A 13,965-nucleotide genomic window follows, 5' to 3' on the forward strand; every position below is an offset into this window, starting at 1 on the left:
CTCTCGTGACAAATTAAAGGCGGCATTGCCGCCTTTATTCTTTAGTGTGGCTGGCGCAGCACCTGTCGGGAGTCGATGACCAGACACTCACCCCGACAGCCCGACTCATCAGTGATCACCGGATCCGCTGGCAGCGTGTAGGCCATTCCATTTTTCTCCCTGATAAAATGCGCCATCCCGCCGAATGTCCATGACATGCTTAACCCCAGTCCGCCGAAGTCGTCATATTTCCGTAGCGTCGCAACCTTGGGCAGATACTCCCCGGTCAGCCGATAATAGAGCGCACCCTGAAAATCTTTAGGTACCTGCTGAGTGATTGCCTGCTCAAGCAGGGCAAATTCTTTGCGGGCGGGTACCGAGTAGCCATTAATCAGGTGACTTATCGACAGCGAGGCGGCAGCTATCACCAGCAGTGCATAATAGGTTTTTTTCCATTTTAACTTTTTGCTGATTTCAAACAGGCCCAGGATAAACGCGCTGGTGGTGATCAGCGCACCGGCAATCAGGGTCCGGTAGGCCGCCATACTTTCACTGACAATCAGATTAGGCAGCGCGGCAATCAGCAATAAGATAAACATCAGATAAAATTTGTCATTGCCCGCTGCTTTAATTTTCTTCAGTCCAAAGCCAATAATGATCGATGAGATGATCACCGACACGGATTTTGCGCCGAGGTCAAAGTTACAGATAACGTTCTTAAGGTATTCGCTGAAAAACCATTTCAGTTTAACCGGAACGTCGTAGCTGAATGCGGAACGCGGCAGCGAATGACCATAAATCTGGACAGGCAGTACCTTCGAGGCAATGAGCGCTGCGAACATTCCTGCGCCCAGCACCATCAGAGAGATTACCGCACGCTTCTTATCGATTTTTCGCTCTGAAAGGCACAAATCCAGTGCGGCAAAGAAGGTAAAGCTCATCGCAGCCGGTTGATAAAGACAGAAGGCCATGGTCAGCAGGCAGACCGCTATAATGCGACCTGTGATGCCCGGTTTTATCGAGAAGCGGTAGCTGGCACCTGCCAGCAGAATTGCAGCGATATAGGGAAAGCAGGATGCCCATGCAATATAAACCTGGAATGAGGGCAGCAGACAAAGCAATAACGCAAAGGTGATCCGCTGAGCCTGATTCTCCAGCAGCGCATATTTCTGACACAGGGTATAGATGTAGTATCCGGTAAAGATGAGCAGAACAATTGCGACAGAACGCAGCAGTGCCAGGCGTTCTACGCTCTCCACCAGAAAAGAGGCGCTGTACTGAATAATGCCATATACCGGCCTGCCGGATAACGTGTCCCAGTTTAGAATACTCAGCTTGTCAAAATTAGCCCAGTAGAGGTTCGTCCAGTCATCGGTGTAGGCGTAATGGGTTAAATAAGCAGGACTGTAAGCAATCAGGAAAACTATCACAAAAAGCAAAAAGACCTGACGGCGGGTTATGCCGGTATCAGTGGCGATCATCTGTCATCCTTATTAATCTGTCCATCTTCTCTGCCCCTGAGTGGGCAATTTAGTCGGTATTCTGAGGGGAGTTAATTTTTTTCGGCGCGGATTTTCGCAAAATATAGCGAGGACGATTTTTGGTTTCCATGTAAATGCGGCCGATATATTCACCCAGCACGCCAATCCCAATAAGCTGAACGCCACCAAGAAACAGCACGGAAACCAGAATAGAGGGGTAGCCTGGCACCGGGTTACCAAACAGCAACTTATCCAGGATCATCCAGAGTCCATATAGAAAAGCTAGCGAGGCCACCAGAAAACCCAGATATGACCAGATGCGAAGTGGAACCGTAGAGAATGAGGTCAGTCCCTCCAGCGCAAGATTCCACAGCTTCCAGCCGCCGAATTTACTGTGGCCCGCGATCCTCTCAGTACGCACATATTCTACGATATCAGTCTTTCCGCCGACCCAGCTCAGAATCCCCTTCATAAAGAGATTCTTCTCGGGCAGCAGCTTAATATTCTCGACAACTTCACGCGACATCAGCCGGAAATCACCGACATTCTCTTCTATCTGCGGATGGCTGATACTGTTATGCAGTTTGTAAAACCAGCGGGCGGTTTTGCGTTTGAGGTGGCCATCGGCACTTCTGTCCATCCGCTTGGCAAGAACAATATCAGCACCTGCCAGCCACTTGCTGATCATCTCAGGGATAACAGTGATGGGGTCCTGTAAATCCACATCAATCGGGATAACGGCATCGCCGGTTGCGGCTTCCAGGCCGGCAAACAGCGCGGGTTCCTTGCCGAAATTACGAATAAACGACAGGCTGAGTACCAGCGGATCGCTCTGACTCAGTTGGGTAATCAGCGCATGCGTTGCATCTGTGCTGCCATCATCAACAAAAACAATCTCAACCTGCCAGGCTGCCAGCGCTTCATATTTTCTGACCGCGTCATAAAAAAGAGGGATGACCTCCTCTTCATTAAATACCGGTACCACCAGAGAGATTTTCATTATTCTCCTTTAAATACGATAAAGCGGGAAAAAAGAAAGCCACACGCCAGACTGATAGCCGATGAGGTGATCAGCGTAATAATCGGATAGAGGCCGAATCGATCAGCCAGATAACCGATGCTGAATGCCATCGCGCCCATAAAAACGACGTAAAGAATATATCGCCACGCTGTCGCCTGCTGTTTAAATGTCCAGCGCGCATTAACAAAGAAAGAGAAGGTGACGGCCAGGCAAAAAGCAATCAGGTTCGCGGTCGACTGGAACAGCCCCAGACTGAGGCAAATAAAAAAGGTCACCCAATGAATCAGGGTATTTACCAGACCCACAGTCAGATATTTTGCGAAGAAAGTCAGCATTTTATAATCATTTCTAATCGGTTGGGCAAAATATACAGCAATCCGCCAGCAATCAACAGTCTGGTGCTGACAAAGGCTGACAATCAGTGAGGGCTCGGCTGATCCAGCAGGGCAGTACAAAAGTCCGCCATACGCGCCGGAGCTGTCAACTTTTCCTGACAGATCCCTTTCTGCAGGTGCGCGACTTAGCGTATTATTGTCTTATCTGAACCTGATTAAGGCGAACGCAATGCGTCTGGAAGTGTTCTGTCAGGACCGACTCGGTCTGACGCGTGAACTGCTCGATCTGCTGGTGGCACGCAACATTGATTTACGCGGTATCGAAATCACGGCGCTGGGCCGCATCTATCTGAACTTTTCTGCACTGGAATTTGACGCCTTCAGCAATCTGATGGCGGAAATCCGGCGTACACCGGGCGTAACAGATGTGCGCACGGTAGCGTACATGCCCTCTGAACGCGAGCATCGTGCGCTGAGCGCCCTGCTGGTGGCGATGCCGGATCCGGTTTTCTCCATCGATCTGAAAAGCAAGGTTGAACTGGCTAATCCGGCCGCACAGAACCTGTTTAATCTCGATGAAGAGAAGATGCGCAACTTCAGCGCCGGTAATCTGATTAACGGCTTCAACTTCATGCGCTGGCTGGAGAGCGATCGGGTTGAAGCGCAGGCGCAGCATGTGGTCATTGAGGGCCGCGATTTTCTGATGGAAGCGCGTCCTATTTATCTGCCGGGCGAAGAGGGCCAGATCGACAGGCCAGTGGGGGCGATGGTGATGCTGAAGTCGACAGCCCGCATGGGTCGTCAGTTGCAGAATCTGGTGGTCACCGATGAATCGGAGTTTGACCATATCATTGCTGTCACGCCGAAGATGCGTCAGGTGGTGGATCAGGCGCGTAAACTGGCGATGCTCGATGCGCCTTTACTGATTGTTGGCGACACCGGCACCGGGAAAGATATGCTGGCACGCGCCTGCCATCTGCGCAGTGCCCGCGGCAAGAATCCCTTCCTGGCGTTGAACTGTGCCTCTCTGCCCGATGATGTCGCCGAAAGCGAGCTGTTTGGTCATGCCGCCGGAGCCTATCCGAATGCGCTGGAAGGTAAGAAGGGCTTTTTTGAGCAGGCTAACGGCGGCTCTGTGCTGCTGGATGAGATTGGTGAGATGTCGCCGAGAATGCAGACCAAGCTGCTGCGTTTTCTCAATGATGGCACCTTCCGCCGCGTCGGTGAAGAGCATGAAGTGCATGTCAATGTGCGGGTAATCTGCGCTACGCAGAAAAACCTGATTGAGCTGGTGCAGCGCGGGGAGTTCCGCGAGGATCTCTTTTACCGGCTCAATGTGCTGACGCTGCAACTGCCGCCTCTGCGCGATCGTCCGCAGGATATTCTGCCGCTGACCGAGATGTTTGTTGCCCGCTTTGCGGATGAGCAGGGGATGGCGCGTCCGCGACTCTCGCCGCAACTTAACGCTTTTCTGACTCGCTACGCCTGGCCTGGTAACGTGCGTCAGCTTAAAAATGCGCTTTATCGGGCGTTAACCCAACTGGAAGGTTACGAACTGCGTCCGCAGGATATCGTGTTGCCTGAACAGGCACTGGATGTGTCACTGGGCGATGAGGCGCTGGAAGGGACGCTGGATCAGATCACCAGTCGTTTCGAACGGTCGATTCTGACGCGGCTCTATCTCTCCTATCCCAGCACCCGAAAACTGGCAAAACGGCTTGGTGTGTCGCATACGGCGATTGCGAATAAATTGCGGGAGTATGGTCTGGGGCAGAAGCGCACCGAAAGCGAATAAGTGACGGACTGCAGGTGAGAAGTGGGTAAGCTGATTATCCGTTGGATATGGTCGATAGAGTCTGGCCCATCTGGCTTTGAGGCTGAGCCTGCTCAGGGAACCGGGTCAGATCGGAAAGACGCAAAAGGCGTCATCCCTGACACGCTCGGCACGCGCGATTACGCACCTCATCCCTGAGGTGCGCCCGTAACCGGGCCAACGCTTTACGTTGTTCAAAAACGCTCCCGGCGTTTTTGTCCCTGGCGCGTGACGCTTTCCTCTTCTGACCCGGTTCCCTGTGCGTTGAGCTTCTTCGTTGCTGCCAGAACCACCCTGATACGGGTTTGCCAGCAGTTTGAAGCGGATAACTCGGTTATCCGCTTTTTTTATTACTTCAGCGCGGTCAGCGCAGCGTCATAATCAGGCTCAGTGGTGATTTCATCAACCAGCTGGCTGTAGATCACTTTATCGTTCTCATCCAGCACAATTACGGCTCGTGCGGTCAGACCTTCCAGCGCACCATCGGCAATTTCCACGCCATAATCATATTTAAACTCTGAGCCGCGCAGCGTCGACAACGTCACCACGTTGTTCAGGTTTTCTGCGCCACAGAAGCGCGACTGGGCAAACGGCAGATCGGCAGAGATGCATAACACCACGGTGTTATTCAGTTCGCTTGCAGCCTGATTGAACTTGCGCACCGATGAAGCACAGACACCGGTATCTACGCTCGGGAAAATGTTCAGAATTTTGCGTTTTCCTGCATACTCAGAGAGCGCGACGTTAACCAGGTTTTTCGCTACCAGCGTGAAAGCTTTGGCTTTATCGCCAGCCTGAGGAAACTGACCAGCAACCGGTACGGCATTACCCTGAAAATGAACAGTCTGAGACATAGTGATTCCTTTTAATGATAAAAAAGATCTGACACAAAACGGCTAAAGATAGCCGTTGTTTATGACATAAATGTTAAGGGTTTACGAGTTCAATTGTGGAATTTAACGTGGCGGTCTGCCACTGCGTCACACATTGTGGAGTGGAAATGAGAACGGTAAAAAGTTATCCCGAAGCCTGGCCGTTGCACACGCCGTTTGTCATTGCCCGTGGAACCCGGACTGAAGTCAAAGTGGTGGTGGTTGAAATTGAGGAAGACGGAGTAAAAGGCGTTGGCGAAGCGACGCCTTATGCGCGCTATGGTGAAAGCGAGGCGTCGGTGCTGGCGCAAATCGCCGCGCTGCTGCCCGCGCTGCAACAGGGCATGACGCGCGAGGCGTTACAACAGGCGCTGCCCGCCGGGGCGGCGCGCAACGCCATTGACAGCGCACTATGGGATCTCGCCTCACACCAGCAGCAGAGCAGCCTCTGGCAGCTTAGCGGCGTGACCGCACCTGAGGATGTCGTGACCGCGCAGACCGTCAGCATTGATACTCCCGAGGCGATGGCCAGCAGCGCGCTCGCGCTGTGGCAGCATGGTGCAACCCTGTTGAAGATTAAGCTGGATAATAATTTCATTACCGAACGGCTGATGGCGATTCGCGCCGCCGTGCCGGACGCGACCCTGATTGTGGATGCCAATGAATCCTGGCACGCTGAAGGTCTGGCGGCGCGCTGTCAGCTGCTGGCGGACATCAATGTGGCGATGCTGGAACAGCCCCTGCCAGCGGGTGAGGATGCGGCGCTGGAGAACTTTATCCATCCATTACCGATCTGCGCCGATGAGAGCTGTCACACCCGTGACAGCCTGGCGTCGCTGCGAGGCCGTTATGAGATGGTCAATATCAAGCTGGATAAAGCGGGCGGGCTGACCGAGGCGCTGGCGCTGGCCGATGCGGCTCAGCAGCAGGGGTTTGCGGTCATGCTCGGCTGCATGCTCTGCACCTCGCGGGCGATACGCGCCGCACTGCCGCTGGTGCCGCAGACTCGCTTTGCCGATCTCGACGGGCCGACCTGGCTGGCGGTGGATGCAGAACCGGCGATTAAAGTGCGCAACGGTCAGCTGATCATTGCTGCCAGCGCAGCAGATTAACCATCATCTCCAGGTAGGTTTCAGTGGCTTCATCCACTGAAATCACCGGCATTTCAGCAGTGACGCAGGGCAGGCTGAGATCTTTACACCAGCTGCCGAATGAGCCTGGCGTGTCATAACCAACGCTGCTGACTCGCGGAAGGCCGGTGTGGCTGGCCAGCCAGCCACCAATCTCTGCCTGATGCGGGTCGTCAATACAGCCCAGCGGTTCATGCCATGAGACGATCCAGCGTGGTTTCAGCTGATGAATCAGCGCACAGAGCGCCTGGGTTTCCGGTTCAGAAGCCGGATGAGTCCCGGTCGAGAGCGCCACATCACGCTCGTCGGCAGCGCTGTTCCAGCGATACACCGTCTCGCCTGACTGCCAGTTCGCCGCCGGAAAGTTGCGGTTGAGATCGACGCCGTTTGCGTTCGCGCGCAGTCCGAGCTGACAGCCATCAGGATTGACCGCCAACACCACGTGGTGCCGACGCATTCCATCAGGCAGCGTCCGTAATGCGGCGGAGAGGGTGGCGATGGCCGCATTCTCATCACCGTGAGTGCCCGCCAGAATCAACCCGCTCTCGGGATCGCCCAGCGGCGCCGGAAACCAGAGCAGCGGCGCGCCCAGCACTGAGCGGCCATACTGCTGATAGGGGACGTCCAGTTTGCCGCGCAGGGGACGTGGATGGAGTGGCGACATAGTTATTTCCTCAAAGGGTTTTACTAAAAGTAGCGGAAAAGCCGTGCGCGGAAAATAGCTATTTATCTGTCAGCCATTTGCGCTAAAGTGCCCTGCACAAGTTGCATCGGCAACAGACTGATGCAGCGCTTCTTTGGGGTAAAGGAGTGATAATGGTCAAGACCTTTCGCATGACGCTGGCAGCAATCAGCCTGAGCAGCATCATCACACCCGCCATCGCGGCGAATCCACCCGCTGGCGCACAACTGGCTGAACAGCAGCAGATCGTTCGCCATATTAAAGATGAACCCGCTTCGCTCGATCCGCTTAAAGCGGTAGGACTGCCTGAAATTCAGGTGATACGCGATCTGTTTGAAGGGCTGACCAATCAGGATGCGCAGGGCAAAATCGTGCCGGGCGTGGCGCAGAGCTGGAGCAGCAGTGATAACAAAACCTGGGTCTTTACGCTGCGTAATAACGCGCGCTGGTCGAACGGTGATCCGGTCACGGCTCAGGATTTTGTCTACAGCTGGCAGCGCCTGGTCGATCCGAAAAACAGTTCAGCCTTTGCCTGGTTCGCGGGCTTAAGCGGTATTCAAAATGCGGCAGCGATAACCAAAGGCGAAATGACGCCCGACAAGCTGGGTGTGGTCGCACAGAGTAAAAACCAGCTTAAGGTGACGCTGGATCGTCCGGTGCCGTGGTTTCCGGCGCTAGTGGCTAACGTGGCGCTTTTCCCGGTGCCGCAGAAAATTATTGCGCAACAGGGTGACAGCTGGACGTCACCCGGCAAACTGGTGGGCAACGGGGCCTATCAGCTCAGCGAACGCGTAGTGAACGAAAAAATCGTACTGACACGTAATCCTCACTACTGGGATGATGCCCATTCGGTGCTGACGAAAGTGACTTTTGTGCCGATTAATGAAGAGTCGAGCGCCACTAAACGTTATCGATCCAACGATATTGATATCACCGAATCCTTCCCGAAAAACATGTATGCGCTACTGAAGAAAACTCTGCCCGGAGAGGTCTACACACCTGACCAGTTAGGCACCTATTACTACGCGTTTAACACGCAGAAAGGGCCGACGGCCGATGTGCGGGTTCGCAAAGCGCTCTCCTGGTCTATCGACCGGAAAGTGATTGCTGAAAAAGTGCTGGGAACCGGTGAGAAACCGGCGTGGCACTTTACGCCAGATGTGACAGCAGGCTTTAAGCCACTGCCCACGTTCATGCAACAGCACGATCAGAACAGCCTGAATGCACAGGCCAAATCGCTGCTCGCTGCTGCCGGTTACGGTCCCGGCAAGCCGCTGAAACTCAAACTGCTCTACAACACCTCTGAGAGCCACCAGAAGATTGCGATTGCTGTGGCCTCAATGTGGAAAAAGAACCTCGGTGTGGATGTCACGCTGGAGAACCAGGAGTGGAAAACCTATATCGACAGCCGTAACAGCGGAAACTTCGATGTGATCCGCGCCTCGTGGGTCGGTGACTACAATGAGCCCTCCACTTTCCTGAATCTGCTGACGTCGGGCAACAGCAGCAACATCGCGCGCTTTAACAACGCGGATTACGATGCGGTTATCGCCAAAGCCAGCCGGGAGACCAGCGATCAGGTACGTAACAGCGATTACAACCGTGCCGAGCAGATCCTGGCTGAGCAGGCCCCGATCGCCCCCATCTATCAGTACACCAATGGCCGCCTGATTAAACCCTGGGTCAAAGGCTATCCCATAACTAACCCTGAAGATGTCGCCTACAGTCGCGAACTGTGGATTGAAAAGCACTGAGTGCAGGTGGCCGGTCAACCGGCCACCCTCTGACATCTTTCTACACAGCCCGGAGATTGCAACTCAACACCGTCACGCTAGACTGTATCGTATTGATTTTAGTGGTGAGGCGACGGTGTGGACGTAATTGAAGGAAAAGCGTTACAGGTTTCAGATGCCATAATTTCCTGCCAGCTGGATGGCAAGGGCGGGATGATCCCGATTGCTGAAGATGAAGTCATCCAGTGTGAGCAGCCCTGCTGGCTCCATCTGAACTATACCCACCGTAAGAGCGCGGAATGGCTGCAGTCGACGACACAGATCCCTGATGCCGTGCGAGACGCTTTAGCGGGCGACAGTATGCGTCCACGCGTCAGCCGGCTGGGCGACGGCTTTATGATCGTGCTGCGCAGCGTCAACCACAACAGCGATGCGCGTCGCGACCAGCTGGTGGTGATGCGGGTGTTTATCAACGATAAGCTCATCGTCTCGACCCGGCGGCGTAAAGTTTCTGCCGTCGATGAAGTCCTCACGGATTTGCAGAATGGTAACGGCCCGATTGACTGCGGCAGCTGGCTGGTCGATATCTGTGATGCCCTGACCGATCACACCAGCGAGTTTATCGAAGATTTACATGACAAAATCATTGAGCTGGAAGATGCGCTGCTTGACCAGCGGATGCCGGCACGAGGCGAACTCGGCCTGCTGCGCAAACAGCTGATTGTGATGCGGCGGTATATGGCACCCCAGCGGGATGTCTATGCACGGCTGGCCAGTGAAAAACTGGCCTGGATGGATGACACCGAACGCCGCCGGATGCAGGAAATCGCCGATCGGCTGGGACGCGGGCTGGATGATCTGGATGCGGGGGTGGCGCGTACCGCGATTCTGGCTGATGAGGTTGCTTCTGCGATGGCGGAGTCGATGAACCGCCGTACCTATACCATGTCACTGATGGCGATGATTTTTCTGCCAGCCACCTTCCTGACCGGCCTGTTTGGCGTCAACCTGGGCGGTATTCCGGGCGGCGAATGGCGATACGGTTTCTCTATCTTCTGTCTGCTGCTGGTGGCGCTGGCCGTGGGGGTAGCGGGGTACCTGCGCAAACGGCGCTGGCTCTAACGTTATGCGTAGCGTATCGGTTATCTGCGCTGAAAATCCCGTAAAGGACGCAAAAGCTGATCGACATCAAGAACCCATTGTCGCTGCTGACGCAAACTCTCTCCCGCAGGTGAATGCAACGTCAAGCGATGGGCGTTGCGCTCCATATTGTCTTACTTCCTAATTTAGAATTAATGCATAGCACATTTAATTCGAAACATGCCGGCCCGTGTGCCGGCTTTTTTTTTGCCCGCCTGGCTGTAACGCCGTTCCTTACCTAAGCTTAAAGTCCATTCGCAACAAAAGGAGTACGGCATGAGCGCGATTCTTAACAGCGAGCCGATCCCCACGGATCCGATCCCGATTCCTGAGCCTATTCCTCAGCCACAACCCCAGCCTGATCCGCCGACAGATCCGGAATTTCCGCCGATAATGGATCCACCACCGCATCGCAACATATAAAAAAAGGGCGTGCTGCCAGCAGCACGCCCTTAACGCTTCCAGCACTTATTTAATCTGAATCACATCCAGACGCGCGCTGGTATCCGGGGCATCCTCTTCATCAGCCCGCCAGCCAACAGGCTGCAGCGGCAGAGATTCCCGGTCAAAGGCGAGATCCCCGCCGTCAACCACCGCATCGCCATGCTTAATGCCTTTAAAATCGAACAGGTTGATATCCGCCATATGTGACGGCACCACATTCTGCATCGCGCTGAACATGGTTTCGATACGGCCAGGATAGCGCTTATCCCAGTCACGCAGCATATCGGCTACCACCTGACGCTGCAGGTTCGGCTGAGAACCGCAGAGGTTACACGGAATAATCGGGAACTGACGCGCTTCTGAGAAGCGGATGATATCTTTCTCGCGGCAGTAAGCCAGCGGACGGATCACAATCTGCTTGCCATCGTCGCTCATCAGCTTTGGCGGCATGCCTTTCATTTTTCCGCCGTAAAACATGTTCAGGAACAGCGTCTGCAGAATGTCATCGCGATGGTGGCCCAGCGCAATTTTAGTACAGCCCAGCTCAGTTGCGACGCGATAGAGAATGCCACGGCGCAGGCGCGAGCAGAGTGAGCAGGTGGTTTTGCCTTCCGGGATCTTATCTTTGACGATGGAGTAGGTATCTTCTTCGATAATCCGATACTCAACGCCCTGCGACTCAAGATATTCCGGCAGGATATGCTCAGGGAAGCCCGGCTGTTTCTGGTCGAGGTTAACGGCAATAAGACTGAAGTTGACCGGCGCACTTTTTTGCAGACTGCGCAAAATTTCCAGCATGGTGTAGCTGTCTTTGCCGCCCGACAGGCAGACCATGATGCGGTCGCCTTCTTCAATCATATTAAAATCTGCAATGGCTTCGCCGACGTTACGACGCAGACGTTTTTGCAGTTTATTGAGGTTGTACTGTTCTTTCTTGTCAACCGTTTGATTATCTTGCATTTTTACCTATCTCAAAATCCAGAAAGCGTAGCTAAAGGGCAAATTGCCGTGCGCGTTCAGCCAGACACTTCACTGCGGTGTCACGAATATGCAGCGTATGGTACGGATTGTTGCCGCGAATGCCAGTACTGGAGTGAAGTAATCAGCGGATAGCCGCCCGGGGAATCCGGCAGAGACTACCCGTTAAGGGAGCAGCGACGTAAATCGATGCGGCGGTACTCAGTGAAAAAAGAGGGCAGGCCTTACCAGGTCATTACTCAATAATTGCGGGCTGATGTGTCACGGATAGCGTTCAACTATACGATGTCAGCTGGCTGGCACATCTTTCCACTGGCAATCGATTTCATCATTGTGCGCAGAACAGGTTGGCAGTGATGCCTGGTAAGCATCAGCCCGCGCATTCTCTTTTTTTGCCGCACAACCCGCAGTCATAAAAATGATTGAGATAATTAACAGATATTTCATCAGAGCGACCCGTTAACAAAAAAAAAGAGCATGCACCGCTATTAATCAATCATGCATAAACGGAGTCCTGTTTATGCTTATCTGATTTGAAATTTTCTTTCGAATTGTTGCTATAAATTCGCAGGGAGTTAAATATCATGATGTACTGTTAATTTCATTAACGCCTGAATCTGAAAAACACTGCTGTTGAATATGCGTTGACACTGCCGGGTTATAATTGGGAATGCGTAAGATGCACAGGCATCACTGTTTTTTTGTATCCCATTAAATCTGAATCGATTTTACTGGCACATATCGCCACGTCCAAATCTGTTGCTTTTCAAAGCAGACGGGTGAAATTAAAGCCATTAAAGTGAATGTGAAAGTTAAAAAGGGCGGCTTTAATTTTTACACTCATAACTGTTTTTCCTGAGAGACCAGCTGTGACTTCATCGTTCCGCACATCATGGTAATGCGGGCAGCGTAACAAATCGTTAAATTGCTGGCTATATAGGTGAATAAGGACGGAGAAAACTTTAAATTCGATGAGACATCCGGAAAACACTCACGATATAAAAAATTATGGTGTCCGATTTATATTGACGCTGATGCTCTTTTTACTCTGCTATGTTGCAGTCATGTATTGCGGCGTTTTGTTGCTGGTAAACCGACACGGATTACTGCATTTCCTGCTGCACTGAATTTATTATTGCTAGCCACAGGCTTTAAAAATCCAGCGATAAGCATGATGTAAAAAATGTCTGAGCACTTCCAGCAAACTTTCAGCGCCTTCCCCCACCAGACACTGTCCGGTCTCAAGCGCATTATTTACGGAATTACGATGATCCAGGATCATCATGATGGTCATAGCGCCCGCAATCAGCGTAAAGATAAGCATGCTCAGTACCGGCCAGCTACTTTTACGTACAGAAGCGGACAGGGTTTCGTCACGATGGTCAGAGTTCTGGCGCATTTTTCACCGGATAAATGGTTACCTTAATAAACAATCACGGATTATGACATTAATTCCCGGCGGGCTCTATATCTCAGGTCAGGCTGCATGATGATGATAATAGATGAATCTGATGGAGAGGGCAGAAGACAGCGCGTACCGATAACTCCCTTCTGCAACGTCCTGCTGCTGACCGGCCTGTGTTCAGCAGGAATGATCTTTATGGAAAGGGATTTACATCATCTCCAGCGACTGAACTCCTTTGATCTCCATGACCTTATCGTAGAGGTGAGCATCGTTTGATTTGCGGGACAGCGTCACCTGAACACTGAGCTCACACAGACCACTCTCCTCATCCCGGTTAATCACCGTCACATTGCCGTAGCGAATGCCTTCCCGCTGCATGACCAGCAGCACCAGCGGCACACTTTTGGGCTTAAGAAAAACCAGCAGCGTATGATGTTTACCGATGAGAAAATGGCTCAGGCGGCGGAAGACTTCCAGCACCACCAGCGCCAGCACCGTGCCATAAATGCCGATCTCATACATGCCGCTGCCAATCACCAGACCAATCGCCGCAGTCACCCATAATCCCGCCGCCGTGGTTAAGCCTTTCACCACCTGCTTCTGAATCATAATGGTGCCTGCGCCAAGGAAACCCATGCCGCTGACTACCTGGGCAGCAATACGGCTGGGATCCAGTGCCACATGGTCACTATTGAGCATATCGGCGAAGCCATATTTCGATACCAGCATAAACATCGCACTGCCGATACCGACCAGAATATGGGTACGCAGTCCTGCTTCTTTGGCTCGCATCTGGCGCTCCATGCCGATCAGGCCGCCGAGAATACCGGCCAGCGCTATGCGAATTAACATATCCATTAACATGGCTTTACTCCGAATTAATAAGGGCCGAAAAAGGGTGACAGTTCAGCGATAACAGGTAAACAAGATAATTCTGCTTGCAAATGACGCC

The 13,965-nt window shown here is 52.9% G+C and carries 13 protein-coding genes; 4 read left to right on the forward strand and 9 right to left on the reverse strand.

Features of this window, described 5'->3' with window-relative positions; translation table 11 throughout:
* Positions 1-41: 41 nt before the first annotated feature.
* The 3 genes from HFD95_RS00600 to HFD95_RS00610 are packed head-to-tail and all read right to left on the reverse strand — an operon-like array spanning position 42 to position 2,816.
* Positions 42-1,460 carry a hypothetical protein gene (locus tag HFD95_RS00600; RefSeq protein ID WP_167429699.1) on the reverse strand — a complete coding sequence of 473 codons (1,419 nt, stop codon included), beginning with the start codon at positions 1,458-1,460 and terminating at the stop codon, positions 42-44.
* Positions 1,461-1,509: 49 nt separating this feature from the next.
* Entirely contained in the window at positions 1,510-2,460 is a 951-nt protein-coding gene (locus tag HFD95_RS00605; protein WP_167429700.1) for a glycosyltransferase family 2 protein, read from the reverse strand.
* On the reverse strand, positions 2,460-2,816 hold the full coding sequence (locus tag HFD95_RS00610) for a GtrA family protein (protein ID WP_010244613.1): 357 nt from the start codon (positions 2,814-2,816) through the stop codon (positions 2,460-2,462). The genes HFD95_RS00605 and HFD95_RS00610 overlap by 1 nt, the downstream gene beginning before the upstream one ends.
* Before the next feature lie 229 nt (positions 2,817-3,045).
* On the opposite strand from HFD95_RS00610, the gene tyrR reads away from it, so the two are divergent.
* Positions 3,046-4,611: a transcriptional regulator TyrR gene (tyrR, locus tag HFD95_RS00615; protein ID WP_033771857.1), complete on the forward strand. Its 1,566-nt coding sequence runs from the start codon at positions 3,046-3,048 to the stop codon at positions 4,609-4,611.
* 368 nt (positions 4,612-4,979) lie between these two features.
* Here the strand turns inward: tyrR and tpx are convergent, their stop codons facing one another.
* On the reverse strand, positions 4,980-5,483 hold the full coding sequence (tpx, locus tag HFD95_RS00620) for a thiol peroxidase (protein WP_010244619.1): 504 nt from the start codon (positions 5,481-5,483) through the stop codon (positions 4,980-4,982).
* Positions 5,484-5,629: 146 nt separating this feature from the next.
* On the opposite strand from tpx, the gene ycjG reads away from it, so the two are divergent.
* On the forward strand, positions 5,630-6,613 hold the full coding sequence (gene ycjG / locus HFD95_RS00625; RefSeq protein ID WP_062757722.1) for an L-Ala-D/L-Glu epimerase: 984 nt from the start codon (positions 5,630-5,632) through the stop codon (positions 6,611-6,613).
* Here ycjG and mpaA read toward each other — a convergent pair.
* The gene (gene mpaA / locus HFD95_RS00630) at positions 6,588-7,295 is read right to left on the reverse strand and encodes a murein tripeptide amidase MpaA (protein ID WP_158131665.1); all 708 of its coding nucleotides are present in this window, start codon (positions 7,293-7,295) and stop codon (positions 6,588-6,590) included. The genes ycjG and mpaA overlap by 26 nt on opposite strands.
* Before the next feature lie 152 nt (positions 7,296-7,447).
* Here mpaA and HFD95_RS00635 point away from each other — a divergent pair, with 152 nt between their 5' ends.
* Together HFD95_RS00635 and zntB are read left to right on the forward strand one after the other, a co-directional pair.
* Positions 7,448-9,067, forward strand: a complete 1,620-nt coding sequence (locus HFD95_RS00635; protein WP_010670219.1) for an ABC transporter substrate-binding protein — start codon at positions 7,448-7,450, stop codon at positions 9,065-9,067.
* Between the two features lie 117 nt (positions 9,068-9,184).
* Positions 9,185-10,168: a zinc transporter ZntB gene (gene zntB / locus HFD95_RS00640; protein WP_010244630.1), complete on the forward strand. Its 984-nt coding sequence runs from the start codon at positions 9,185-9,187 to the stop codon at positions 10,166-10,168.
* A gap of 486 nt (positions 10,169-10,654) precedes the next feature.
* Here the strand turns inward: zntB and ttcA are convergent, their stop codons facing one another.
* The 4 genes from ttcA to HFD95_RS00660 all read right to left on the reverse strand — a co-directional run bounded on the left by ttcA (position 10,655) and on the right by HFD95_RS00660 (position 13,877).
* Entirely contained in the window at positions 10,655-11,590 is a 936-nt protein-coding gene (gene ttcA, locus HFD95_RS00645; RefSeq protein ID WP_039386354.1) for a tRNA 2-thiocytidine(32) synthetase TtcA, read from the reverse strand.
* A 306-nt stretch (positions 11,591-11,896) separates the two neighbouring features.
* A complete protein-coding gene (locus tag HFD95_RS00650; protein ID WP_162848974.1) occupies positions 11,897-12,055 on the reverse strand; it encodes a hypothetical protein in 159 nt (52 codons plus the stop codon).
* A 691-nt stretch (positions 12,056-12,746) separates the two neighbouring features.
* A complete protein-coding gene (locus tag HFD95_RS00655) occupies positions 12,747-13,007 on the reverse strand; it encodes a hypothetical protein (RefSeq protein WP_010670215.1) in 261 nt (86 codons plus the stop codon).
* 213 nt (positions 13,008-13,220) lie between these two features.
* Positions 13,221-13,877 carry an MgtC/SapB family protein gene (locus HFD95_RS00660; protein ID WP_010244641.1) on the reverse strand — a complete coding sequence of 219 codons (657 nt, stop codon included), beginning with the start codon at positions 13,875-13,877 and terminating at the stop codon, positions 13,221-13,223.
* Positions 13,878-13,965: the final 88 nt, after the last annotated feature.

The sequence above is a fragment of the Pantoea sp. EKM10T genome (assembly GCF_011800685.1).
GTDB lineage: Bacteria > Pseudomonadota > Gammaproteobacteria > Enterobacterales > Enterobacteriaceae > Pantoea > Pantoea agglomerans.

Coding starts and splice junctions, on each gene's coding strand:
- HFD95_RS00600 (WP_167429699.1), bottom strand. CDS start 1,460: ATGATCGCCACTGATACCGGCATAACCCGCCGTCAGGTCTTTTTGCTT.
- HFD95_RS00605 (WP_167429700.1), bottom strand. CDS start 2,460: ATGAAAATCTCTCTGGTGGTACCGGTATTTAATGAAGAGGAGGTCATC.
- HFD95_RS00610 (WP_010244613.1), bottom strand. CDS start 2,816: ATGCTGACTTTCTTCGCAAAATATCTGACTGTGGGTCTGGTAAATACC.
- tyrR (WP_033771857.1), top strand. CDS start 3,046: ATGCGTCTGGAAGTGTTCTGTCAGGACCGACTCGGTCTGACGCGTGAA.
- tpx (WP_010244619.1), bottom strand. CDS start 5,483: ATGTCTCAGACTGTTCATTTTCAGGGTAATGCCGTACCGGTTGCTGGT.
- ycjG (WP_062757722.1), top strand. CDS start 5,630: ATGAGAACGGTAAAAAGTTATCCCGAAGCCTGGCCGTTGCACACGCCG.
- mpaA (WP_158131665.1), bottom strand. CDS start 7,295: ATGTCGCCACTCCATCCACGTCCCCTGCGCGGCAAACTGGACGTCCCC.
- HFD95_RS00635 (WP_010670219.1), top strand. CDS start 7,448: ATGGTCAAGACCTTTCGCATGACGCTGGCAGCAATCAGCCTGAGCAGC.
- ttcA (WP_039386354.1), bottom strand. CDS start 11,590: ATGCAAGATAATCAAACGGTTGACAAGAAAGAACAGTACAACCTCAAT.
- HFD95_RS00650 (WP_162848974.1), bottom strand. CDS start 12,055: ATGAAATATCTGTTAATTATCTCAATCATTTTTATGACTGCGGGTTGT.
- HFD95_RS00655 (WP_010670215.1), bottom strand. CDS start 13,007: ATGCGCCAGAACTCTGACCATCGTGACGAAACCCTGTCCGCTTCTGTA.
- HFD95_RS00660 (WP_010244641.1), bottom strand. CDS start 13,877: ATGTTAATGGATATGTTAATTCGCATAGCGCTGGCCGGTATTCTCGGC.